General features: G+C 44.9%; 22 protein-coding genes and 1 riboswitch. Of the genes, 10 read left to right on the top strand and 12 right to left on the bottom strand.

Going from position 1 to position 21,976, the window contains the following annotated elements; translation table 11 throughout:
* Positions 1-79 precede the first annotated feature (79 nt).
* Positions 80-604 (top strand): ribonuclease H-like YkuK family protein, encoded by a 525-nt coding sequence (locus QRD89_RS03935; RefSeq protein ID WP_008636648.1) that lies wholly within the window; start codon positions 80-82, stop codon positions 602-604.
* 66 nt (positions 605-670) lie between these two features.
* Complete coding sequence (locus tag QRD89_RS03930; RefSeq protein WP_162129276.1) at positions 671-931, top strand: DUF4190 domain-containing protein; 261 nt, start codon at positions 671-673, stop codon at positions 929-931.
* A 39-nt stretch (positions 932-970) separates the two neighbouring features.
* Here the strand turns inward: QRD89_RS03930 and eutH are convergent, their stop codons facing one another.
* From eutH to QRD89_RS03915, 3 genes are all read right to left on the bottom strand, one after another.
* A complete protein-coding gene (gene eutH, locus QRD89_RS03925; RefSeq protein ID WP_286096375.1) occupies positions 971-2,110 on the bottom strand; it encodes an ethanolamine utilization protein EutH in 1,140 nt (379 codons plus the stop codon).
* Between the two features lie 62 nt (positions 2,111-2,172).
* Positions 2,173-2,646, bottom strand: coding sequence for a peptide-methionine (S)-S-oxide reductase MsrA (gene msrA / locus QRD89_RS03920; RefSeq protein WP_008636656.1), 474 nt, complete (start codon positions 2,644-2,646; stop codon positions 2,173-2,175).
* A gap of 117 nt (positions 2,647-2,763) precedes the next feature.
* A riboswitch (SAM riboswitch) is annotated at positions 2,764-2,884 on the bottom strand.
* 135 nt (positions 2,885-3,019) lie between these two features.
* Entirely contained in the window at positions 3,020-3,715 is a 696-nt protein-coding gene (locus tag QRD89_RS03915; protein ID WP_008636658.1) for an AIM24 family protein, read from the bottom strand.
* A gap of 164 nt (positions 3,716-3,879) precedes the next feature.
* On the opposite strand from QRD89_RS03915, the gene QRD89_RS03910 reads away from it, so the two are divergent.
* Positions 3,880-4,368, top strand: coding sequence for a DinB family protein (locus tag QRD89_RS03910; protein WP_008636659.1), 489 nt, complete (start codon positions 3,880-3,882; stop codon positions 4,366-4,368).
* Positions 4,369-4,403: 35 nt separating this feature from the next.
* Here QRD89_RS03910 and QRD89_RS03905 read toward each other — a convergent pair whose 3' ends face one another.
* Positions 4,404-5,894, bottom strand: a complete 1,491-nt coding sequence (locus tag QRD89_RS03905) for a Na+/H+ antiporter NhaC family protein (RefSeq protein ID WP_008636660.1) — start codon at positions 5,892-5,894, stop codon at positions 4,404-4,406.
* A 349-nt stretch (positions 5,895-6,243) separates the two neighbouring features.
* Here QRD89_RS03905 and ppc point away from each other — a divergent pair, with 349 nt between their 5' ends.
* Positions 6,244-9,003, top strand: a complete 2,760-nt coding sequence (gene ppc, locus QRD89_RS03900; protein ID WP_026578643.1) for a phosphoenolpyruvate carboxylase — start codon at positions 6,244-6,246, stop codon at positions 9,001-9,003.
* Between the two features lie 82 nt (positions 9,004-9,085).
* On the opposite strand, the gene QRD89_RS03895 is transcribed toward ppc, so the two are convergent.
* The 3 genes from QRD89_RS03895 to QRD89_RS03885 form a co-directional block, all read right to left on the bottom strand.
* The gene (locus QRD89_RS03895) at positions 9,086-10,462 is read right to left on the bottom strand and encodes a Glu/Leu/Phe/Val family dehydrogenase (protein ID WP_286096374.1); all 1,377 of its coding nucleotides are present in this window, start codon (positions 10,460-10,462) and stop codon (positions 9,086-9,088) included.
* A 152-nt stretch (positions 10,463-10,614) separates the two neighbouring features.
* Positions 10,615-11,394, bottom strand: a complete 780-nt coding sequence (gene fabI, locus QRD89_RS03890) for an enoyl-ACP reductase FabI (RefSeq protein WP_008636680.1) — start codon at positions 11,392-11,394, stop codon at positions 10,615-10,617.
* 53 nt (positions 11,395-11,447) lie between these two features.
* Complete coding sequence (locus QRD89_RS03885; RefSeq protein WP_286096373.1) at positions 11,448-12,515, bottom strand: C45 family autoproteolytic acyltransferase/hydrolase; 1,068 nt, start codon at positions 12,513-12,515, stop codon at positions 11,448-11,450.
* A gap of 248 nt (positions 12,516-12,763) precedes the next feature.
* Between QRD89_RS03885 and QRD89_RS03880 the strand changes: the two genes are divergently transcribed.
* Entirely contained in the window at positions 12,764-13,819 is a 1,056-nt protein-coding gene (locus QRD89_RS03880) for an NAD(P)/FAD-dependent oxidoreductase (RefSeq protein WP_026578645.1), read from the top strand.
* 46 nt (positions 13,820-13,865) lie between these two features.
* Here the strand turns inward: QRD89_RS03880 and QRD89_RS03875 are convergent, their stop codons facing one another.
* The 3 genes from QRD89_RS03875 to QRD89_RS03865 all read right to left on the bottom strand — a co-directional run bounded on the left by QRD89_RS03875 (position 13,866) and on the right by QRD89_RS03865 (position 16,994).
* The gene (locus QRD89_RS03875) at positions 13,866-14,804 is read right to left on the bottom strand and encodes an ATP-grasp domain-containing protein (protein WP_008636686.1); all 939 of its coding nucleotides are present in this window, start codon (positions 14,802-14,804) and stop codon (positions 13,866-13,868) included.
* A 210-nt stretch (positions 14,805-15,014) separates the two neighbouring features.
* Positions 15,015-16,460: a carbon starvation CstA family protein gene (locus QRD89_RS03870; protein WP_286096372.1), complete on the bottom strand. Its 1,446-nt coding sequence runs from the start codon at positions 16,458-16,460 to the stop codon at positions 15,015-15,017.
* 360 nt (positions 16,461-16,820) lie between these two features.
* Complete coding sequence (locus tag QRD89_RS03865) at positions 16,821-16,994, bottom strand: aspartyl-phosphate phosphatase Spo0E family protein (RefSeq protein WP_008636690.1); 174 nt, start codon at positions 16,992-16,994, stop codon at positions 16,821-16,823.
* A 190-nt stretch (positions 16,995-17,184) separates the two neighbouring features.
* On the opposite strand from QRD89_RS03865, the gene QRD89_RS03860 reads away from it, so the two are divergent.
* The gene (locus tag QRD89_RS03860; RefSeq protein ID WP_026578646.1) at positions 17,185-17,565 is read left to right on the top strand and encodes a RidA family protein; all 381 of its coding nucleotides are present in this window, start codon (positions 17,185-17,187) and stop codon (positions 17,563-17,565) included.
* Between the two features lie 103 nt (positions 17,566-17,668).
* Here QRD89_RS03860 and QRD89_RS03855 read toward each other — a convergent pair whose 3' ends face one another.
* A complete protein-coding gene (locus QRD89_RS03855; RefSeq protein WP_008636692.1) occupies positions 17,669-17,899 on the bottom strand; it encodes an excisionase family DNA-binding protein in 231 nt (76 codons plus the stop codon).
* A gap of 127 nt (positions 17,900-18,026) precedes the next feature.
* Between QRD89_RS03855 and QRD89_RS03850 the strand changes: the two genes are divergently transcribed.
* The 4 genes from QRD89_RS03850 to QRD89_RS03835 all read left to right on the top strand — a co-directional run bounded on the left by QRD89_RS03850 (position 18,027) and on the right by QRD89_RS03835 (position 21,315).
* Positions 18,027-18,872 carry a DUF1206 domain-containing protein gene (locus QRD89_RS03850; RefSeq protein ID WP_286096371.1) on the top strand — a complete coding sequence of 282 codons (846 nt, stop codon included), beginning with the start codon at positions 18,027-18,029 and terminating at the stop codon, positions 18,870-18,872.
* Positions 18,873-19,084: 212 nt separating this feature from the next.
* Positions 19,085-19,540 carry a hypothetical protein gene (locus QRD89_RS03845; RefSeq protein ID WP_008636694.1) on the top strand — a complete coding sequence of 152 codons (456 nt, stop codon included), beginning with the start codon at positions 19,085-19,087 and terminating at the stop codon, positions 19,538-19,540.
* Positions 19,541-19,646: 106 nt separating this feature from the next.
* Positions 19,647-20,387, top strand: coding sequence for a YybI family spore inner coat protein (locus tag QRD89_RS03840; RefSeq protein WP_286096370.1), 741 nt, complete (start codon positions 19,647-19,649; stop codon positions 20,385-20,387).
* Between the two features lie 109 nt (positions 20,388-20,496).
* The gene (locus QRD89_RS03835; RefSeq protein WP_008636700.1) at positions 20,497-21,315 is read left to right on the top strand and encodes an STAS domain-containing protein; all 819 of its coding nucleotides are present in this window, start codon (positions 20,497-20,499) and stop codon (positions 21,313-21,315) included.
* A 45-nt stretch (positions 21,316-21,360) separates the two neighbouring features.
* Here the strand turns inward: QRD89_RS03835 and QRD89_RS03830 are convergent, their stop codons facing one another.
* The gene (locus tag QRD89_RS03830; protein WP_235601523.1) at positions 21,361-21,849 is read right to left on the bottom strand and encodes a GNAT family N-acetyltransferase; all 489 of its coding nucleotides are present in this window, start codon (positions 21,847-21,849) and stop codon (positions 21,361-21,363) included.
* Positions 21,850-21,976: the final 127 nt, after the last annotated feature.

Below are 21,976 nucleotides of genomic sequence, written 5' to 3'. Positions count from 1 at the left end.
CATACTTCTATTAAACAGTAATGAGACAAAACTATGTAGTCCGATATTTTCTTTATAGAAAACAAAGGAGCTGTTTGATATGAATCCATTCGATATGTTTCAAAACCTTACCCATAAGAAAATGAGCTTTGCCGAAGCATTCTCGCATATTAAGACGTTCATGTTGAGCGACCCCCTTGCCAATTACCGCCTGATGCTTGGTACCGATTCTCAAGTACACCCTTCCCACACGTTGTTCATTACCGGAATTGTCATTCAAAGGGTAGGCAAAGGAGCTTGGGCGTGTTTCCGCAAAGAATCTGTTCCCAGGAAAATGACCACGCTCCATGAGCGCATTTCCTATGAAACTTCCCTTACAGAACAGGTAGCATCGCTGTTCACAGAAGAACGGAAGAACGAGCTGATAGAAATCGTTCTCCCCCACATTTATAAAGGGGCCACATTTACAATGGAAGGGCATCTGGACATCGGTTCCGGCGAGCGTAACAGGACCAGGGTGTATGTGAACGAAATGGTCGCAAGGATTGAATCCCTGGGAATGGAACCGAAAATCAAACCGGACTCCATTGTGGCCAGCAGTTATGCGAACCGATATACAAAATGAATGGACTCCTCCCTCTCTTCTTTTTGTTATACTTCTATTATAGAGAAACACAGGCAGAGGATGTTGATGATGAACGAAAAAGCAATGACGTCACTCGTTTTAGGCATTTTGTCGATCTTTTTACCTTTCCTCGGACTTATTACAGGAATCATGGGGATCATTTATGCCAACACCGTACTCAGCACGGGAGAGGAAGCGGAGGGAAGGAATTTAGCCATCAGCGGTAAGGTGTGCAGTATTATTGGTTTATGTCTGCAAATCCTTGTTATCATAACCGTTATTCTTGGGTATCTATTCTTCACACGATTGATTTTTGGATACAACTAAAGAGGCGCATACATCAAATGTATGCGCCTCTTTTCAGTTTCACAAAACATAATTTTTATTAGATGAGAGATGTACTGCAGAAGGTGTCGTTTTCTCTTCGACAGCATCTTTTCTGGTTATAAACAGGGCAAGCAGAACGGCCAGCATGCCGGCAGTAAGTTTGCCGATGATAACCGGCAGGATCATCTCCGGTTCAACCCCGGCAACGAAACCGAGATGGCTGCCGATGACGAAAGCCCCGCTCACCGCAAAGGCGGAATTGATCACCTTACCGCGCGGGTTCATCTCCTTCATCATTGCAAACATAGGCAGATGATGCGCTAAGGAAGCAAGCAGTCCGGTAAGCGCCGTTTCGTTCACGCCCAGTACACGGCTCCAAGCAGAGAAATACTTTCGGCAGTAGTGATTCAGAATGGTTACAAACGGATAGGCCCCAGCAAGCGTAATGGTAATCTTACCTACGATAATGATCCCTTCAGAAAAAGGAGCCATACCAGGGATCAGGACAAGCCCCGTCAATGTTTCAATGGCAATCAGCAACAATCCGATCAACAGGATCGCTTCCATACCCTTGCCTAAATAAGCGAACACTCTAATCGTAAGCCTACGAAACAGAAATAAACCTGCGCTGACAAGTACTGCTAATAAGATGGCAGGGAGTAACTGTTTGAACATCCACCCCCATTCAAATCCGGCGGACGCTCCTCCAACAAGGCAGCCGAGCGGAATGGTCGCTATACCAGCAAGGACTCCTTTGGCAAAGTAAGGACTGTCCTCCTTTTTGATGATCGTAAGCGCGACCGGAATCGTAAACACGAGTGTCGGTCCCATCATCGTTCCGAGGAGCGTCCAGGAAAACAGGGCGGCCCTGTCATCGACCGCCAGCGCCTCCGACAAAGGGTACGCCCCCATATCTATGGCAAGCACCATGGAAGCAAAGATGGAAGGATCTGCTCCAAACCACTGAAATGCCGGAGAAATTACGGGCGCCAGCCATTCGGACAGAACGGGAGCAAGAGAAATGATCCCAATCATGGATAAGGCGAGCGAACCCATCATCGTAAACGCTTCATAGAAACGTGCCCCGATTTTAAGGCGGTTATTTAGAAAATAATAATCAAATGCTCCGGCAACCATAAACAGGCACAGCAGAATTAGTACGCCGTCATTGAACCACAAAACCCCATCCCTCTCTTCCCTCTAAAAAAGACTCCCGGGCCCCAGGAGTCTTGATCCATTTATTATCCGATGCTGCATGCAGCAGAACCGTTTTTCTGCAAATATTTCTGATGGTATTCTTCCGCTTCAAAGAAGGAGGTCGCTTCTTCCACTTCCGTGACGATCGCCCGCTTGAACGTCCCCTTCTCCTCCCACTCTTTAATCTTCTCTTCCGCAATATATTTCTGACTCGCGTCGGAATAGAAAATCGCTGAGCGGTACTGATGTCCTACATCAATTCCCTGCTTGTTCTTAGAAGTAGGATCATGTGCTTCAAAGAAAATGTTAATTAATTCGGAATACGTAATTCTTGTCGGATCATATTCGATTCTGACGGCTTCCGCGTGCCCCGTTTTACCTGTTTTGACTTGTTCGTAGGTTGGATTCTCCAGTTTCCCGCCGATATAGCCGACCTTTGTAGCTGTTACGCCTTCAAATTTCTCAAAAAACGCCTCTACTCCCCAAAAACATCCTGCACCGAAAATAGCTGTTGCCATTTGACATCTTTCCCTTCCCTTAACGCAACTTCTATCGAGAGCCTTTACGGTATAGTAAACAAAAAGACCCCTTTTCTTATCCAGTAAGAAAAGGGGGTCGTAAATATCCGTACGATCCTCTCATCTCTTAGAGCAATAAATACTCTACAGGAATTGGCACCGTTCTCGTCAATTGTACAATTGATTCGATGGTTGCCGGGCATCAAAGGGCCAGTCCCTCCGCCTCTCTGGATAAGAAGTTTCCGTTATTATTTAATTTAAGTTAATTTACATACTACAACGTTTTTCCAACGAAGTAAAGGGGGAAGCTCATTTTTTTTTGTAAGGACTCTCCCTTCATTCTATGCAGGAACCACAACGGGAATGACGATAATCATCCTTGACTATTCGTTGTGTAAACTTCTTCAAACGGCTGAACGATAACAAATCCATCCCCTTCAAATTTCATCTGAATGGATTCCCCGCTCCCTCTGCCGATGAAAGTCTTGAAACTGACATCTGTCTTGAAAGCAGGCTCCAAATGCCCGGACCAGGCCACTGTTGCATGAGGATCGGTCAAAACAGGCTGACCGGGCTTCACTAATAAAGTCAGCGGTTCATAATGAGAAGTAATAGCTACACGACCACTCCCGGAGAGAGTAACGTTAAACAATCCGCCGGATACCATACCGGCTACTTTTTTCATCAATTTGATGTCCCAGTTTATGCTCGGTTCAAAGGCCAAAAGGTCATTGCCGTTCACCGTCAGCGTCTCATTGTCCAAGTCAAAGATTGTAATCTTCTTACCTTGATCAGCGAGGTATAATGCCCCCCTCCCTGTTGCTTTCATAAGAGAGCTTCCCTCTCCAGTCATCGCCTTCTTGAACAGGCGGCCCACTCCATGCTCCAATATTCCTTCCCTTTCAAATTTAATATCTCCGTTATAAGAAATCATAGACCCGGCTTTCGCCCACACCTGGTCCATCAAATTAACTTCCAATATCCTCGGGGTTTCCAATTCAAAGTAATCGTTTTCCGAATCGTCCTGCTTCGTCTGCCTGATAAATTCCTGTATTGAATAATTTCCCATCCTGATTCCTCCTTCAATGATTGGCCAATGTAGAAGCTCATGATTGTCATACGTTTCCATACCCGCTAATGTTTCAACTTACTCAAGTCCTTTTCTTTACGTATCAGCACTACTGTTATGGTAGACTCGGGTTACCATGTCATTACACAAAAGGAGAGCTATATATGTATGGTTTAGATGAGAAAAGAGAGCAGCTGCTCGAATATGTGAGGGAGATTCCCGCCTCCAAACATACGGTGAAACCGGCAGAAAATCGCTGGTCTATTATGGAAGTATTGGAGCATTTGTACTTAATCGAACAGTTCGTCATCCATCAGGTGAACAGATCACTTAAGCAAGGAGATCAGCAGCAGGTGACGGAAAAACCAGTCCATAAGGTAACCAACCGCTCTTACACATTGGAAGCTCCAGAGTCTGTTCGTCCAAAGGGTATTTTTCATAACCTGAAGGAAGCGGAAGACGGACTCAAAAAATCAAGGGAAGCTACATTATTCCTCATTCATAATAAAGAAAAAGAAACGTTGCAGAACCGAGCATTTCCACATCCTGCTCTTGGTGACATGAACCTGGAACAATGGGTCGAATTTATCGGCTGGCACGAACTTCGCCACCTCGATCAGATCAAAGAAATTAACCAATCTTTAAATACATGATTAACCCCCCCGGAGCTTTACTCCGGGGGGTTGTATTATGCTTGACCTTTGTAATCTTCAGGCTTAATTTCTTCTCCGTTCTTGCCGGTATAGCGAAGACCCCAGCCTGTCCAGGCAGCAATCAGCATGACAATCAACAGTCCCCAGCCCTGGAATACGAACGGGAATACTTCTCCGGGTCCGATAACAGGAAGGAAGTCATACTGCTCAGCCGCTCCTCTTACAGTCGTCCAGGCAAGCAGGACACCGCCGCTCCAAGGGAAGATATACCCGAGTGAAGAAGTGACAGTATCAAGAAAATTGGCACGTCTGTAAGGATGAATGTTCAACTCTTTTCCTAGCTTCCTCACAAACGGTGCAGCCGCAATTTCTGCCGCTGTATTAATGGTGATGAACATATTGAGAAACGCCACAATACCAAAAATCGACAGCTCTGCTCTGCGTACCACGTTATTGATAAGTCGAAGGAAAAAATTCTTGATAACATCCATCGTTCCAGCTACTTCCAGAAGGTAGGCAGCCGCCAAAATGAACAGGATGAGGACAGCCATGTTGAAGTAGCCGCCGATTCCATCGATCAATGCTCCTTCTACCACCGCTTCTCCAGCTTCATTTTTATAAATATGAAGCACTTCTGTCAAAGAAGTCCCTGATAGAAAGATGAATACGACGGATGCTAGAATTCCCCATGATAAAGAAGTCAATAAATGCTGACCGCTCAACGCCAGGTAAAGTACGAGCGCAAAAGGAATCAGCATGACAAGACCGTTCGGCGATACTTCATTCTGAAGCTGTGAGATGATGGCTTCGCTGCCGGTCTCCCCACCGCCTCCGAATGTAACGAATAAAATAAGTGCAGGTATTGCAGCTGCTATGGAATACTTAAATCTTGACCGTACAACACCTGGGACGTCCGCTTCCTGTGTCGTAGCTGACACGATCGTCGTATCAGAAACCGGAGCCAGGTTATCTCCAAATACCGCTCCACTCAATATTGCAGCCAGAAGCAGCACAGGATCTGCTCCCAGAATGACACCAGCCGGATACATCAACACACCAAACGTTGCTACTGTACCGTAACCTGTACCTACGGCTGTAGCAAATAATCCGGCAAGCAGGAAGGTGATTCCGACGAACATGCCCCCCTCAAGGCCGGTCTGAAACCCGAACCAGATAAGGCCATCCACCAGACCACCCGCAGAAAGCATATTTGCAAACATACCCGCCCAAAACCATGCAATGATGGCAACTATACCGACAGGCTGGGCCATACCTGTAATTAATGCTTGAGCATAGTCCGCCCATTTCGATCGGCAGAAAAACAAACCAAGTGCGATCCCGATCACCATACCAAGCACTAATCCCTGCTCCGTTACTAATTCTGTAACGCTTAGTACTATTGCCCAAATGATGAAGAACACCAAAGGAATCGTCGCAGCAAAGACTCCCCCGCGGAACTCTAATCGATCTACTGATTTTTCCCCTAATGCCTCGTCAACCACTTGATCCTTTTGTCTGTCTGACATCAGATGTCCTCCTTCTATCTCTTGTTCTGTCTAGTGATGCACTATTACAGTTTACCACCAAGTGTATAGACATATAAACAGCGAATTTTTAACACTTTAAAGCGTTTGGTTATATGTGTAAACGAATCTCCTTCCAGCTTCCAACTCTGGAAATTATCCCTCTTTACGCTGGATGAACGAGAAGCTAAAATAACACAAACAAACCGGGAATTTTCCGTCTTATCCTACTGTAAATGACAACTTTCTCACGGTCCGTAACGAGCATAAGTGTTTGACTATACAAATTATTCTGATAACATTATGAAACACAGCCATTACTCCATATTATTTCCAACAGGAAGGTGAAAATGTGACTACGAAAAGAAAAAGCAACGATCATACAACCCCTCTAAGACGCGACATCAGATCCCTCGGCAAAATGCTCGGGCATGTCCTCGTCCATCATGGAGGAGAAGAATTATTGAATAAAGTGGAAACGATTCGACAATGGACGAAAGACCTGAGAAGTAACCCGGACCCTGCCACTTATCAGCAATTGAAACAGGAAATTCAAAACCTCGAACCACCGATGCGGGCCCAGGTCATCCGCGCATTCTCAATCTATTTCCACCTCGTCAACATCGCTGAACAAAATCACCGGATCCGCCGCAGACGAGAATATCAGATAAGAGAGGATCATGGTGTCCAGCCCTTCTCTCTAGAAAGCGCCGTACTTAACCTGAAGAACAATAATTTCTCCAAAGATGTCATCCAGGATGTGCTCCACCATCTCTCCTTGGAATTGATCATCACTGCCCACCCGACGGAAGCGACGAAACGAACCGTTCTTGAGATACAGAAGCGGATCGCAACAATCCTTCAGAAACTTGACCATCCACAGTTGACGCAAAGAGAACGGGAAAGCCTTCAGGAAAGTCTTCAGAATGAAGTAACTGTCCTTTGGCAGACGGACGAGCTCAGAGAAAGAAAACCAACAGTAATGGATGAAGTAAGAAACGGCCTTTATTATTTTGACGAGACGCTGTTTGATGTCCTTCCGGAAATTCATCAGGAACTGGAAGCGAGGCTCGAAGAACAGTACCCGGACGAAGAATGGTCTGTACCGAATTTTCTCCGTTTCGGATCCTGGATTGGCGGAGACCGTGACGGAAATCCGAACGTCACCCCGGACATTACTTGGGAAACATTACAGAAGCAGCGTACCCTTGTACTCAAAAAATACAGAAACGTTCTCATAGAATTGATGAAACGGTTCAGTCAGTCTTCCGCTCTAGTGAACGTTTCCAACGAGCTTAAACAGGCGATCGAAAAAGAAGAAGCACTGCTTCCATCCGGCAAAAAGTGGCGGGTAGACAAAGAGATTTATCGAAGAAAGTTCGCCATCATTTTGGAAAGGCTGGAGCAGGTGGGTCAATCTGATACCGGATATACGCATGCGGAAGAGCTGTTGGACGACCTCCACCAAATTCAGAGAAGCGCTCAGGCACACCAACCTGGAAGCATTGAATTGAAGAAGTTGAAAAAGCTTATCCGCCAAGTCGAGTTGTTCGGCTTCCACCTGGCAACTTTGGATATCCGGAATCACAGCGGTGAGCACGAATCGGCTGTCAGCGAACTGTTACGTAAAGTCGGCATCGTTGACGATTACGCTGCCCTTTCCGAGCAGGAGAAGCTGAATACATTACAGGATGTTCTGAAAGATCCGCGTCCGATATCGCTTCTGAACGAGGATTATACCGAATCGACCCAGGAAATGCTCAACGTCTTTCATATGATTAGAAAAGCACACCTTGAATTCGGAAAACGATCCATTGAAGTTTATCTAATAAGTATGAGCGAATCCGCAAGCGATCTCCTGGAGGTGCTCGTTCTGGCCAAGGAAGCGGGCATTTACCGCCTTCATGCTGATGGATCCGTCGAAAGCAACTTGAATATTGCCCCATTATTGGAGACAGTGGATGATTTGGTCGCGGGACCAGATATTCTAAAAACACTGTTTGAAATGGACCTGTACAGTAAGCATTTAAACATCCGCGGCAACAAACAGGAAATCATGCTTGGATACTCGGATGGCAGTAAGGACGGTGGGACACTGACGGCCAACTGGAAGCTATATAAAGCGCAACAGGAAATCCATGATATGGCTCATGCCTATGACGTCAGCCTTAAATTCTTCCACGGACGCGGCGGCTCCCTCGGCCGGGGCGGCGGGCCACTTAACCGAAGCCTGCTTTCCCAGCCTGTGGAAACGCTTGGAGAAAGCGTGAAGATTACCGAACAAGGAGAAGTGTTATCCTCCCGCTATCTGCTTCGTGATATTGCTTATCGAAGCTTGGAGCAGGCAGCATCTACTCTGCTCGAGGGAGCTGCGAACGTTTCGAAAGAATCAGAACAAGGCCATCACCGGGAAGAAGTCTGGGAACAGGCGCTTGATGACATCTCGGATGTATCGCTTGAGAAATACCAATCGCTTGTTTTCGGTGACTCCGACTTCTTAACCTACTTCAACGAAGCGACACCACTTCAGGAAGTAAGCCAACTGAATATCGGCTCCCGGCCAAGCAAACGGAAAGACAGCTCCAAGTTCGAAAATCTGCGGGCTATTCCATGGGTATTCGCTTGGACGCAGAACCGCCAGCTGCTTCCTGCCTGGTACGCTTCCGGTACAGGATTGGCTTCTTATGTGGAGAAAAATGAAAACAATCTCGCTACATTAAAGCAAATGTACGAAAACTGGCCGTTCTTCCATTCCACCATCAACAACTTGCAGATGGCGTTAACGAAAGCGGATATTCAGACAGCAAAAGAATATACAGCCCTCGTAAATGACCAGAAACTCGGCGAACGTATCTTCAAGAATATCGTGGAGGAATATGAGCGAACGAAGGAAGTATTACTGAAGATTTCCGGTGATCAAGAACTGCTTGATCATCAGCCGACAATCAAAGAATCCGTCCGACTAAGAAATCCTTACGTGGATCCTCTTAACTTCCTGCAGGTAGATTTGATCAAGAAGCTTCGGGATGTCGATGGGGACGATGAAGAGACTCTGACAGAAGTGCTGCTGACGATCAGTGGAATCGCAGCCGGGCTTCGAAACACGGGTTGATTTCAGCACAATTTTATACTATCTAAAAACCCGGCCGTTACGGCCGGGTTTTCTTGTTTTAAGCGGTTAAAAAACGTTATCGTTAATATAACTTCCCTTGACGATACATAATAGTGGATAACTTCATGACAGAGTGTATATAACAATTTTGGCGCAGTGGAAACGGATCACCAAAAAATTGTGGGAGAATCGTATCCATCGTTCCTTTCATTTTCTGAAACAACCGCCGGAAAATTTCGTCCTCTTCCATAAACTGCGCTTCTTTCCCTTGTACCCATTCATAGTAAGAAACGATGACACCTCCAGCGTTTGCGAGAATGTCCGGAACAATCAGTACCCCTTTATCCGCTAAATATTTGTCTGCCTCCTCTGTTATCGGACCATTGGCACCTTCCACTATGATTCGTGCTTGGATGGAGTCTATATTGTCTTCACGAATTTGATCTTCGAGTGCAGCGAGAATCAATACATCGACATCGGCTGAAAGCAAATCGTCCCGTTCTCCAAGTTCTGCTTTAATCTCGTGAGCACGCAGTTCCTCCTCTGTTGCAGGAAGCTCCCCGTTGTTTTCTTTAGCAAAGTGTACAAGGGCCGGAACGTCCAATCCATCCTCATTGTAAAGCAGAATGTGGGCATCGCTGACTGCAACGATTTTATTCTGAAGATAATTGCACTGGTACGCTTCCAAAGCAGCAACCGACCCTAAGTTTCCAAAGCCTTGAACTGCTATCTTCAATTTCTTATCTGCATGTTCCAAAGCGGTTTTCGCAAAAATATTATCCGTATCAGACAGCCACTTCTTGTTTTCCTTCACGAAGTCATGCATCATGTAACGAAACGTGAAGTAAACGCCTTTCCCTGTCGCCTCCCGTCTTCCCAGAGAACCACCGTTGACAATGCTTTTCCCCGTAAAACTGTTCCGGTACGGCTCTCCGGGATGGGTACTCTTGAACTCGCCCATCATCCAGTCCATCTCTCTTTCTCCAGTTCCAACATCAGGAGCCGGTATATCCTTATCAGGGCCGATGATATCGTTAAAGTACTGGACGTATTTCCTACAAATGAGATGGAGTTCTTTCACAGAATAATCTTTCGGATTGATGACAACACCACCTTTGCCACCCCCGAAAGGCAGCTCATGAAGCGTGTTCTTAAGCGTCATCAGCTTGGCAAGATTGGCCACCTCTTCTTCATTCACGGACTCATGAAAACGAATCCCTCCTTTATAAGGGCCGACGGTGTCACTATGTTGTACCCGGAACGCCGGTATCCGGACGATCGTCCCGTTTTCAAGGGTAATTCGGAGAAATGATTTATGGACATGGTTCGGGGTAGACAATAGAGCAGACAAAGAGTGATAGGCCTGTTCCCTCGTCTGTGCTTTTAAATCCGGAAGAAACTCTTCATCTTCCATAATTGCTTTCAACGATTCTTCAATGATTGATTGTTGTTTATGCATGTATCAATATCCACCCTTCTATTCCTACTATTTATCCTTTAGTTCCATGTACCCCCACAATTTGCAGTGAAACGTTTTCAAGTAATTAAATGGTAAGGATTATAGCGAAGAGTATAGAAAGGCCCCCTCCGAAGATCGGAGGGGGTTAAGATTTATCCCAGGATGTTGTATCCGGAATCGACATATACAATTTCTCCCGTTACTCCACGGGAAAGGTGGCTCATCATTGCAAGAGACATATCCCCTACTTCTTCCTGAGTCACATTCTTCTTCAACGGAGACGTTTCTTCAATCTTGTGAAGGATTTCATTGAACGAAGGGACACCTTTTGCCGCCAGCGTACGGACAGCACCGGCTGAAATCGCGTTTACACGAATATTGTCACGTCCCATGTCTGCAGCCAGGTATTTAACAGTGGATTCCAGAGCGGCCTTGGCCACTCCCATTACGTTGTAGCCTTCTACTACCCGCTCTGCTCCAAGGTAACTCATGGCGATCAATGATCCACCTTCCGTCATATAAGGCTTACCCGCTTTCGCTACTGCAATCAAAGAATAGGCACTTGTGTCCTGTGCAAAAGCATAACCTTCTCTGGAAGTATCAAGGAACCCGCCTTTCAAGTCTTCTGCATGAGCGAAAGCGATGGAATGACAGATGCCGTGTATGACACCTACGCGATCGCCAATCGTTTTGAAGGCTTCCTGGATACTTTCATCGCTGTTAACATCACATTGTACAATAGCTTTCGCCTCGAAGTCGCTTTCTTTCAGAAGCTTCTCCAATTTCGCCTGGGAACGTTCTTTACGATAAGTAAAAATGACGTTCGCCCCTGCTTTATATAGGGATCTTGCTACGCCCCAAGCAAGGCTGCGATTGTTGGCAACTCCCATAACTACAATATTTTTATCTTTCATCTGTAATATATCTTCCATAGTGACCTCCAAGTACTCTACTGTTTTCTTCTATCTTATCATACAGAGCAACCCTATTTTTTTCCACTCCAATAAGCGCCGTCTTCCATATGGGCAAACGGAATATCCGTGTCGACCTCACCTTCTATCCTCTCGAATTCCAACTCGGCACCGGTCAACCATTTCCCGAAATCAATTTCTACTGGTTCTCTATCTCCACCGAGCGCCATCCACGCTTTTTGTTCCTGGGGAAGATAACCGGATGTGTGGATGGTTCCCGCCCAATTCCTATACTGTTTAGAGAAAACCCCTCGATCGGTATCATTCATTAAACGAAAGGCGTCCATGGCACTCTTTACTTCTGGCCGATTCGACTGGATGGCGTCCATCCGCTTCATCGAATCCACAAGGTGATTCCGGTTCTCTTTCGTCATGATTTCAAAGTGATTCGTGCACACATCGGACTGCCGGACCTCCACTCCCCTTGGAGAGGCTTCGACAATGTAGGTTTGATTGCTTCTATCAAAAACCGTATAACTAAACGAATGGCGATGGGGTATCTCCTTCAGCATGTCCACTGCTTCCTGTACATCAGCACAGGATTCCAAGATCATGCGTCCAATCATACAGCAGATGAAACCATCGCCCGGACGTTTGCGATGCATGAAATTATACCCCATCACCAACCCTTTTTCATTCATTCCATCCATTCTGCCGGTAATTCGCTGAGTTGGACCTATGATGGCGTACCCCTGATCGGTCGGTTGGAAAAGGCTGTACCTTCCTTCGTAAGTCTTCGGCATATAATCATAGTTGCGGATCATATAACCATCGCCTGTCATGATGGAGCACCCGGAACGTTTGTAATCGATTCTATATCCTCCAAATTCCATCAGCACCCGTTCCATGGGCCATCCCAATCCATCTCTTAAGCCGAGCAGTTCCTCCCATAAGCCTGGAGCAAATCGGACAATAGCTGCTTTCACTTCCTCTGTCTCCACGACAAATCTGGGCTTACGTACTTTCCATTGTTTCTCCCTATTCTTCACTGTCCAGCTCCCGGCGAGCTGTTGACCCTGATATAACCCGAAGTCATAATGCGAGCCCCTGAACGAAAGAATATCACTATATATCTTCTTCATCGTAAATTTTCCTTTCTCTATTACGTGCCTATCATCCAATGTATCATTTTTCCACCTCCCCGACAAAGCCTCTTTCCTCCCAGTTTCCCTCCGAAGATGCGACAATAAATGATTACTTCTTCTAGTTTTTCGACGTCATCTTTGGTAGTCTTAAAACTGGAGGAATTCAGTAAGCTTTTCCGGATATTTCTGAATGGAACGTGTCGTTTCATTCAGAAATTCATACTGCAAAGGGTGGTGGAACTAAGATGAAAGAAGTCGTTATTTTGGGGGGCGGCTACGGAGGTATGCACACACTGCACGGTCTGCTGGATAACATAGGAGATGATGTGCGCATCACCGTCGTGGACAGAAACCCTTATCATTCTTTAAAAACGGAATTTTATACGATTGCCGCCGGAACCGAATCGGACCGACATGCTCGTGTGGATTTCCCGAAACATGAACAAGTTCGCTACGTGTTTGATGAAATTGAAAAGATTGATGTTACGAATGAGCAGATCTTATTAAAAGGGAGCGAAAATGTTCCCTACGATTATTTACTTATAGGGCTCGGCTGTGAAGACAATTATCACGGCATCGTAGGAGCACAGGAATTCACAGAAAGTGTCCAGACGTTCTCAAAAGCCCGAAGCGCAGGATATGCGATAAATAATTTAGATGCTTATGGCAGCGTAACCGTGGTAGGAGCAGGGTTGAGCGGGATCGAAGTCGCTTCAGAAGTTCGTGAAAGCCGCTCAGACTTAAACATCCGCCTGCTGGATCGTGGGGAAACCGTCTTAAAAGCTTTTGATTCCAAGATTCAAAACTATGTAGAGAAATGGTTTAAAGAGAACGATGTAGAAGTGATTCATAATGCCAATGTGGAATATGTAGAGAAAGACGGCGTCTGTAACAACGGCGTTTGTTATATCAATGATGTAACCGTATGGACGGCAGGCGTACGCCCGAGTTACCTTGTCAGGGAACTGCCTTTTGATAAAGACGAACAGGAGAAAGTCATCGTCAATGACTATTACCAGGTACCTTCCCGTCCCAACGTGTATGTCGTAGGAGACTGCGCATCATCGGAACATTCTCCGAGTGCCCAGTTGGCAGGACAGCAGGGGGAGCGTGTCGCAGTCGTCTTAACAGCGATTCTTCAAGGAAAAGAACCGGACAGACCTTCCATCGTCAAACTCAAAGGAGCCCTTGGTTCTCTTGGTAAAAATGATGGATTCGGAAATATGCTTCAAAAGCCTATGACGGGAGTGCTTCCGCGTCTGGCGAAATCCGGAGTGCTGTGGTTAAGCAAACGTCACTAAAATAGGAAAGATCACACCCTAAAGGATGTGATCTTTTTTTCATTATTCATCGGACGGGGACTCTGTGGAGCAGCCTGCCAAGGTATTCAGCCAGTTCGAGCATGCCATATCTTCCCGCTTTCTCTTCCGCCTCCGAATTGTAATTCGTATTCGTATTTACATCATAGGTGTACAACCATCCATGCCTGTCCTGAATTGCTTCAATACCGGCAACCTGAATGTCATTCTCCCTTAAAAATCTTTCGTAACGGTCGATGATGTCGGGTTGATAGTTCTCCAACACTTCAAACTTTGCCGCTTGTGGAGCATCCGCCGGACAATAGGCATCCTCGATCGAACATGCGTCCGCAGGACAAAGCTCGAAGCCGTCAGACGTATCCACTCTTACGCCGTACAGAAACTTGCCGCCGACGAATTCATGACGAACGATATATGGTTCAGGTGCTTCTATATATTGCTGAATTAATGTTATACCATCAACTGGTTCTTCAAAGGCCGCACTGTCGAGGTATTCCTTCAGCGCTCCCACCGAATGGAAGAGTTGAACCCCCTGCCCTTTTCCTGCACGGTTGTGCTTCGTGATGAACGATTCGGATCCGAGGCGTTCCGCTGCTTTGATAATATTATCCTTCCCCACAGCCGATATAGTGGCAGGTGCTTCGATACCAGCCTGATTCAATGCCATATACTGATTGACTTTACTGACTTCCAGACGGAGGGCCCTGCTTCCGTTCACCACCGTCCTCCCGTGACGTTCCAGCCAGGCAAGTACAGCTTCTGTAAATTCCGGAGCATATCGATGATTTCTCGTATGGGAAGATGCGCTGATCCGATTATAAAAGATCCCTTCCGGCGGTTCGCTTGTCAAATCAAGCATTCCCTCGTCCAAATGCCATAGTTCATACGGTAGGTTCAACTCCTGCAGACGTTTGGTTAAATGGTCGGTCCATTCATCGTTCTCGTGAAGTACATAAATTTTGCTCATTGAACTGACTCCTCCCCAATCTTTTCTTCTATATTAACACAATAAACCGATAAATTTACTTGGTTATAGACATTTTTTGACTACTCTTTTCTTAAAAAACAAAAAGAAACCACCCTTCAAGGATGGTTTCTGCTGATTATGAAAGAAATATTTTCTCATAGGAAAGTGGGTGCTTTCCACATATCGCCGGTTAATCTCTCCTCCGATAGATTAACTTGCCTTTGCTGGCAGTGCATTACTCTTACCTTCTGATTTATGACGGATGAGCTGCCATACGAACCACGAAGCGACAGCAACCCAGATGATTGAGCCGATGACCATGGAAGTGGAGTAGGACATGCTGAAACCTTCCGGAGCATAAAAGATATAAGAACTTACAACAGCTGTCATGAACAAAGCGGGAACGCTGCAAATCCAATGAAACTTTTGATTCTTCAGCAAGTACATAGCTGCTGTCCATAACATAACGGTAGCCACAACCTGATTGGACCATCCAACGTAACGCCACAGGAAATTATAATTCATCTGTGTCAATAAGAATACTGGAATTGCTACAGGGATTGCAAACAAAGCTGCTGTCCATCTTCCGTCCAGTTTCTTACTGGTAACTTCCTTAACAAAGTCCATCAACATCATCCGCGAAGAGCGCAGTGCGGTATCTCCTGTTGTGATCGGGAGCAGGATGACACCAAGGACTGCCAGTATTCCTCCTAATGTACCAAGGGTTGTCGTACTGATTTCGTTTACGACGCCCGCTGGCCCTCCGGAGGCAAGTGCTGCCTGCAGGGACTCCGTACTGCCGAAGAAGGTCATACCGGCTGCCGCCCAGATCAAAGCAATGACCCCCTCAGCAATCATAGCTCCATAGAATACCTTTCTTCCTTCACTTTCTTTCTTCAATGTTCTGGCGAGTATCGGACTCTGGGTGCTGTGGAATCCTGAAATCGCTCCGCACGAAACAGTTACCATCAGCAACGGCCAGATTGGCAGTTCATCTGGATGGAGATTCTGCATCGTCAAGTTCGGCACAGAATAGTCGAAGAAAAACAAGCCGATTCCTATAGCAGCCGCCATAAAGATAAGAATAGCCCCGAACACTGGATAGATCCTGCCGATAATTTTATTGACAGGCAGGATGGTTGCTGCCAGAAAATAAGCAAATATGATAAAGATACACGTTAAGAATCCAAGAGGTGTAACCTCAGCCATCAGCTGTGCCGGACCTGCAGTAAAGGCAGCAGTAACGAGAACCATCAGAGCGATGGAAAGAACATTGATGACCGTTTTCGGGTATTTACCCAAATATTTTCCGACAAGGGCCGGGAATTGTGCTCCATTATGACGTAGGGACAGCATCCCGGAGAAATAGTCGTGAACCGCGCCTGCGAATATGGAACCGACTACGATCCACAAGAAGGCGATCGGTCCATATAACGCCCCCATGACGGCACCGAATATAGGGCCTAACCCAGCGATATTCAAAAGCTGTATGAGACTCGCTTTCCACCAACTCATCGGCATGTAATCAAAACCGTCGTGCTTTTCATAGGCCGGTGTCGCCTTTTGGTCATCAATCCCGAAAATTCGTTCTACCACCTTTGCATATATGAGATAACCTAATAATAGTAATACGATGGATGCGACAAATGTAATCATCGCTGAGCCCCCTCTCAAATGGAATGTAAGGAGTATTTTATCTGTGCAGATGTCGAAAAACAACCCATTTTCAGAATATTTATTTTTTTATCTTTTTTTTCTTATTTGGTAGCGGATACAATGGAACCAAATGAAAAATTCCATAGAAAAGGCCGCCGAAAACTGGGTTTCGGCGGCCTTTTCTATTTTAAAACTAATATTATAAGACAGAGCTAATCTGTCTTTTACTTTTATAATAACCTGCCACCCAGAGAATTGGTTAAGTTCCCGCAGTCGTATCGATTGCAGGGTGGCATTGCTTTTAAATTATCACACATCCAGCTCCGTAAGCAAGCAGCACCTATGTATATTAACATGCAATTAAGTGAGTTGTTCTTTTAATTCCAGTGATTGGCCACGGAATCTATTCAAAAGATCATCCAGCTCCTGAGATACTCGAAGCAATTCTTCATCGTTGGGATTCTGATTATATATATCATACATTCGGACTCTCAATTCTTCAATTTGTCTTTCAAGTTTTTCTTTGTAATTCATATACTCAGCTCCTTCTCATGTAGATTACCCTTTTATTTCCTATCTAAACATTATTTTAAGAAAACTTTTACTATTCAATGAATTTCCGTTTATGAACAGTGTCGAGAATTGCCCGGGAAATAAAAAAACGTTCTGTTATTTCTGACTTCATGTTAGGATATATGAAAACATACATATGGAGGAATGTTTCATGTTTAAAGCAATTTCGACTGAAAACGCACCAAGTGCCATCGGGCCATACTCCCAGGCTGCCGATCTCGGAAATCTGGTTTTCATTTCTGGACAGATTCCTCTTGATCCAAAAACGATGGAGTTCGTTTCGGACGAGGTGAAAGAACAGACGGCACAAGTAATGAAAAACATCGAGGCTATATTAACAGAAGCCGGACTAAGCTTCCGCAATGTCGTGAAAATGAATATCTTCCTGGATTCCATGGATGATTTCACCACTGTAAATGAAGTATATGCCGGCTTCCTAGAAGAGCCTTATCCCGCGAGGGCAGCTGTGGAAGTCAGCAAGCTTCCAAAAGGTGCAAAAGTCGAAATCGAAGCGATAGCTGTAAAATCTTAGCATTTACTCACAATATTCGAAGTAAGAGAAGTTTTTTTGTCCCATTACATTAAAAAATAGCTTTATGTGTAATTCGAAAAGCAGAGCATATGCTCTGCTTTTTTTAATCTTCGTCTTTGATGTCAGGATCTTCAGGAATGGGTTCGTTCAAATACGCCTGGATCATATCTCTGTATTTTTCCATTTGTTCCAAGTGATTGTTGAATTGATGTTTATTAATGAGAAACTGCGTCCCGTCATGGACGGTTTTTATCTTATGGTGATGGACGAGATGCGTTATATAGTCAGCAGGCAGATCAAGGTACTCTGCCGTTTCTTCAATCGTCATATACATCATTTATTCACCTTCTTCTTATTTATAATCATACCATTGGCGGATTCTTTTATCTATGCGGTTTCCTTTATTTATCCATAGGGAAAATAACCGAAGTATACAAGTATCAAGAAAGGACCGTGATGGAATGGATACGTCATTAAAAGACAATCGCCACGTCAGAAAAACGAAGGAAGATGTAAAGCCGTGGATCCGCAGAATCGGACGAATCGGCTACATGGCAAAGGGAATTGTGTACTTCCTTGTAGGGATATTGACGTTTATGGCGGTACTCGGCATAGGGGGAAAAACGACCGGGACAAGCGGTATGTTCCAGTCTTTGGCCGGGGTGAAGTTTGGGGAATGGCTGCTTTGGATGATCGGCATCGGACTGATAGGCTACATTTGCTGGGTTTTAGTAGAAGCGTTCTTCGATCCACAGAACAACGGATTAGATCCGAAAGGACTGATTATGAGAACCGGTTATGTTGTAAGTGGTGTCGTTTATGGTTCTCTTGCTTATCAAGCAATCCAAATAGCGATGCATGCAGGTTCCGGAGGCGGTGATTCTAAAAAGACTATTTCCGCCCAAATTATGTCGCAGCCACTTGGTGAATGGATCATCGGTGCAGTGGGAGTTATCATCATCGGGTATGGATTATATGAATTCTTTGGTGGCATAACCGGTAAATTCATGAAAAAATTATGGACGAAAGATATGGAAAAGAAAGAGGTGAACACGGCAAAAACAGCAGGAAAATACGGCCTTGCCGCCAGAGGTATTGTACTCGGAATTATAGGTTTCTTCTTTATTCAAACGGCACTTACTTCGGATCCGGACGAAGCGAAAGGCTTGGATGGCGCTTTATCGGAATTATCCCAGCAGCCATATGGAAGGTGGATTCTCGGCATCATAGCGGTAGGTTTAATCCTTTATGGTGTGTACCAGATTGTGAGAGGCAGATATATGCAGATGAACTTCGGCAGAAAATAAAAAGAGCCTTCCCTAGGGGAAGGCTCTTCGACTTTTGTTGCGAATATACCGACGCCACATCGTCGTTTAGCTTCCTCGGAAGCATGTACTTCGTCTTACACAAACAGCTCATCGCTTCATTACTATAGCACTCTGCCCTCACAAATGCAATCGTTTTTGCATCAGACGCCATGTGCTATACTGAAGACAAGTATAAACACCAGGAGGCAGCCATGCTTACATTTGAAGAGAAACTTGAAATCATTGAAGAATTTCCGGAATTGTCGAAACGGGAGATCTCACTCGGTCGAATCAATTTCCACTACGAGGAAAGCTTATACGAAAAACAAATTGTCGTTTACCGCCTTCATCCAAACGGGAACGGCTTCATCTATGCAGGAGAAATAGAAGACTATCCTGCTGATAACAAAGGGATGGTAAACATACGTGATATAAGTGCGGATGAACTCCGTTCTCTTATCCGCCGTTCCATTGACTCTCTCTCCCTCTCTCCTGCTGAGAAGAACCCGGTTATGGAGGAATGGTTGAATGACTACGACCAATCCCTTGTATTGATGCGGGAAGAAGATGGGTATCATGTGTATGCGGATGAACAGTTGGAAGGGGCTTTCAATACCTATAAAGAGGCAGCCAACTTCTTGGAACAAGAAGGATTTCACCGATTATAATGGAAACCCCGGCCAATCCGGGGTTTTTTATTTTTACATTTTTTATGATCATACCAATCAATGATTGCATATGGTATGGAAAGTGCCTTCGGAAGGTTTGATGCTCATGCACCCATACGTATATCACCGACAGAACGATTATACTTCTTCCATCTATTCTTATGCTCAAGGAGATGTTAACGGGGACTCCCTCGAAGACCAGGTTTATCTTGTCGGGCAGGAAACACCCGACAGCCCCTATATTACGAACATTACACTCGTCATTCAGGATGGCAGAAACAACAAGTTTCACTCAATCCCTTTAAAGACCAATACAGGCTATAATCCGCGCCTTTTCCTCGGAGATTTCACAGGAAGCGGTACAGATGACATCCTGGTAAGTATGGACTCTGGAGGGAGTGGAGGATTTGGGTATTTTTATATCTATTCTTTCCTAGCCAATCACCCCCGGCTTCTCTTCGATTATGAAGTGTTTGATCAAACATTTGACTACAGCGTTACCTATAAGGATAACTATTTGGTAGAAGTCATCAATAACACGCTCCACCTATCCTTTATGATCGACCTCAGCAATAGGGACAAACAATATTTAGCGGACATTTATAATGAAGACGGCGCATTGAAACAACCGCTTACAGGATCTGTTTCCGGACTTAATCAGCTCTACCCTATTGATTTCAACGGAGATGGAATTTATGAATTATATGCTCTGCAGCGAATCATCGGGCAATACAATGCAGATGGACTCGGTCTCATGCAGACACCTTTAAGTTGGAAAGACAACAACTTCTCCCCCTTCTTCGACAATCAGTATGCCGCCGTCTTAGGAACGGCAGTCAATGAATAGCTCCTGCTAAAAGCAGGGGCTTTTCGTATCTTCTATGAATATTATACAAATAAGTTATATTGGTATAAAATAGGGTACAAGAAAAAGAGGTTTTAGAAAGGAGTCTATTATGACGGCACTGAATCAGCGTTTTGCTCAATACTTAGCGGACAATCAGACCACATTAGTCAATGAACTGTTACCAAAAACATTGGACGAGCTGCAGATCAAATATACAGAATCAGAATTGAATTACCACTTCGAAATGCTCCGCCTGCTACTCGATCGCGTTGCGAAAAGTCTATTACAGCACCCAGACGAAACGAATGCTGCCGAAATCGGTTATGATATGGAGAACTATTTATATTCTCAAGGTATCCTGCTAAAACAAACCGTGGATGTGTTAAGTGTTTTCCGCTTAGCCTTGATCAGACATATGAGGAAATCAGAATTTATTTATGAAGCAAAAGTAGATGAAGGCTTTCTCGTAACAGAGGAAATCGTCGCAGCATTTGATGCAGCAATTCGTGCGACGACCGCGAATTATAATTGGACGAAAGAAAAAGAACATACGGAAATGGAAAACCATTTAAATGAAATTTCCACTCCCGTCGTTCTCATCGATGAATTTCAGGCCGTCCTTCCTCTTGTGGGCGAATTCTCTCCGGAGCGATTCGACATCGTGAAGGAACATACGTTGAACAAAGTAAAAGAGCACAGCCTCCGTCTTCTTTTTATCGATTTTTCAGGGATAGCTACGTTCGATGACGTCTTTATCAACGATTTATTTAATTTGACGAAGACGATTAAATTACTGGGAACTAGAACAGTGCTCACCGGCATTCGCACAGAAATGGCCATTGCTGCGATACAATCAGGCATGAATTTCAAAGACCTAGAAACGTTTAACGACTTAAAACAAGCGCTTGTTACCATTAATGACGCTTGAGGCAGTGTATCGAAAAGACGAGCAAGAAGCTTTCCGTCTAGGAGATTACCGGAAAGCTTCTTCTACGTTTTTCTTCAATGTTATCAATGTTCGTGGTTTCCCGCGGAACCATTCCACTACCTCCTCACCGATGAACTCAAAGCCATTTTTCTGAAAGAACCGCAGACTTTGGTCGTTATCTTCGAATACTTCTGCAAATATGTTAGAAATACCATATCGGTAATGGATGATTTCAATAAATTGCTGCAAAGCTTTTGTACCTATCCCGCTCCGCTGCCGATCACCGAGGACGATACCAATATAATCGCGGTCTTTAGCGCGATACAATTCTACCTTACCGATAATTTCTCCGTCGCATTCGATGGCTTTAAGGAGTAAATCAGGCTTTTCTCCCTTAAAGTACAAATCATATGACTGCAGAAACTGCTGATAGGTTCTCGGGACATCCACCCCAGTCTTTTGCTGTAACTCCTCATCCATCTCCCACCTATGTAAAGACCTAAGATGCCTTCTCTCCACTTCTACAATTTTCACTTCCAATGATCTTTCACCTCATTAATTATGATGCATCCTTTCGCTAGCTCGAACTCTCCTTTATATACTTCTCGATAAGCTCATCATTTACTACCTATATACTCTCCTTCTGAACTTGGTAAACATA

Origin of the sequence: Halobacillus sp. ACCC02827, from assembly GCF_030291935.1 — a bacterium.
Classification (GTDB): Bacteria; Bacillota; Bacilli; order Bacillales; family Halobacillaceae; genus Halobacillus.
This window is presented reverse-complemented; position numbering and strand designations above follow the sequence as displayed.

What these genes read in the sequence shown, in the direction of transcription:
- QRD89_RS03935 (WP_008636648.1), top strand. Translation starts at nt 80, where the DNA reads ATGAATCCATTCGATATGTTTCAAAACCTTACCCATAAGAAAATGAGC.
- QRD89_RS03930 (WP_162129276.1), top strand. Translation starts at nt 671, where the DNA reads ATGATGAACGAAAAAGCAATGACGTCACTCGTTTTAGGCATTTTGTCG.
- msrA (WP_008636656.1), bottom strand. Translation starts at nt 2,646, where the DNA reads ATGGCAACAGCTATTTTCGGTGCAGGATGTTTTTGGGGAGTAGAGGCG.
- QRD89_RS03915 (WP_008636658.1), bottom strand. Translation starts at nt 3,715, where the DNA reads ATGGGAAATTATTCAATACAGGAATTTATCAGGCAGACGAAGCAGGAC.
- QRD89_RS03910 (WP_008636659.1), top strand. Translation starts at nt 3,880, where the DNA reads ATGTATGGTTTAGATGAGAAAAGAGAGCAGCTGCTCGAATATGTGAGG.
- QRD89_RS03905 (WP_008636660.1), bottom strand. Translation starts at nt 5,894, where the DNA reads ATGTCAGACAGACAAAAGGATCAAGTGGTTGACGAGGCATTAGGGGAA.
- QRD89_RS03895 (WP_286096374.1), bottom strand. Translation starts at nt 10,462, where the DNA reads ATGCATAAACAACAATCAATCATTGAAGAATCGTTGAAAGCAATTATG.
- fabI (WP_008636680.1), bottom strand. Translation starts at nt 11,394, where the DNA reads ATGGAAGATATATTACAGATGAAAGATAAAAATATTGTAGTTATGGGA.
- QRD89_RS03885 (WP_286096373.1), bottom strand. Translation starts at nt 12,515, where the DNA reads ATGAAGAAGATATATAGTGATATTCTTTCGTTCAGGGGCTCGCATTAT.
- QRD89_RS03880 (WP_026578645.1), top strand. Translation starts at nt 12,764, where the DNA reads ATGAAAGAAGTCGTTATTTTGGGGGGCGGCTACGGAGGTATGCACACA.
- QRD89_RS03875 (WP_008636686.1), bottom strand. Translation starts at nt 14,804, where the DNA reads ATGAGCAAAATTTATGTACTTCACGAGAACGATGAATGGACCGACCAT.
- QRD89_RS03870 (WP_286096372.1), bottom strand. Translation starts at nt 16,460, where the DNA reads ATGATTACATTTGTCGCATCCATCGTATTACTATTATTAGGTTATCTC.
- QRD89_RS03865 (WP_008636690.1), bottom strand. Translation starts at nt 16,994, where the DNA reads ATGAATTACAAAGAAAAACTTGAAAGACAAATTGAAGAATTGAGAGTC.
- QRD89_RS03860 (WP_026578646.1), top strand. Translation starts at nt 17,185, where the DNA reads ATGTTTAAAGCAATTTCGACTGAAAACGCACCAAGTGCCATCGGGCCA.
- QRD89_RS03855 (WP_008636692.1), bottom strand. Translation starts at nt 17,899, where the DNA reads ATGTATATGACGATTGAAGAAACGGCAGAGTACCTTGATCTGCCTGCT.
- QRD89_RS03850 (WP_286096371.1), top strand. Translation starts at nt 18,027, where the DNA reads ATGGATACGTCATTAAAAGACAATCGCCACGTCAGAAAAACGAAGGAA.
- QRD89_RS03845 (WP_008636694.1), top strand. Translation starts at nt 19,085, where the DNA reads ATGCTTACATTTGAAGAGAAACTTGAAATCATTGAAGAATTTCCGGAA.
- QRD89_RS03840 (WP_286096370.1), top strand. Translation starts at nt 19,647, where the DNA reads ATGCACCCATACGTATATCACCGACAGAACGATTATACTTCTTCCATC.
- QRD89_RS03835 (WP_008636700.1), top strand. Translation starts at nt 20,497, where the DNA reads ATGACGGCACTGAATCAGCGTTTTGCTCAATACTTAGCGGACAATCAG.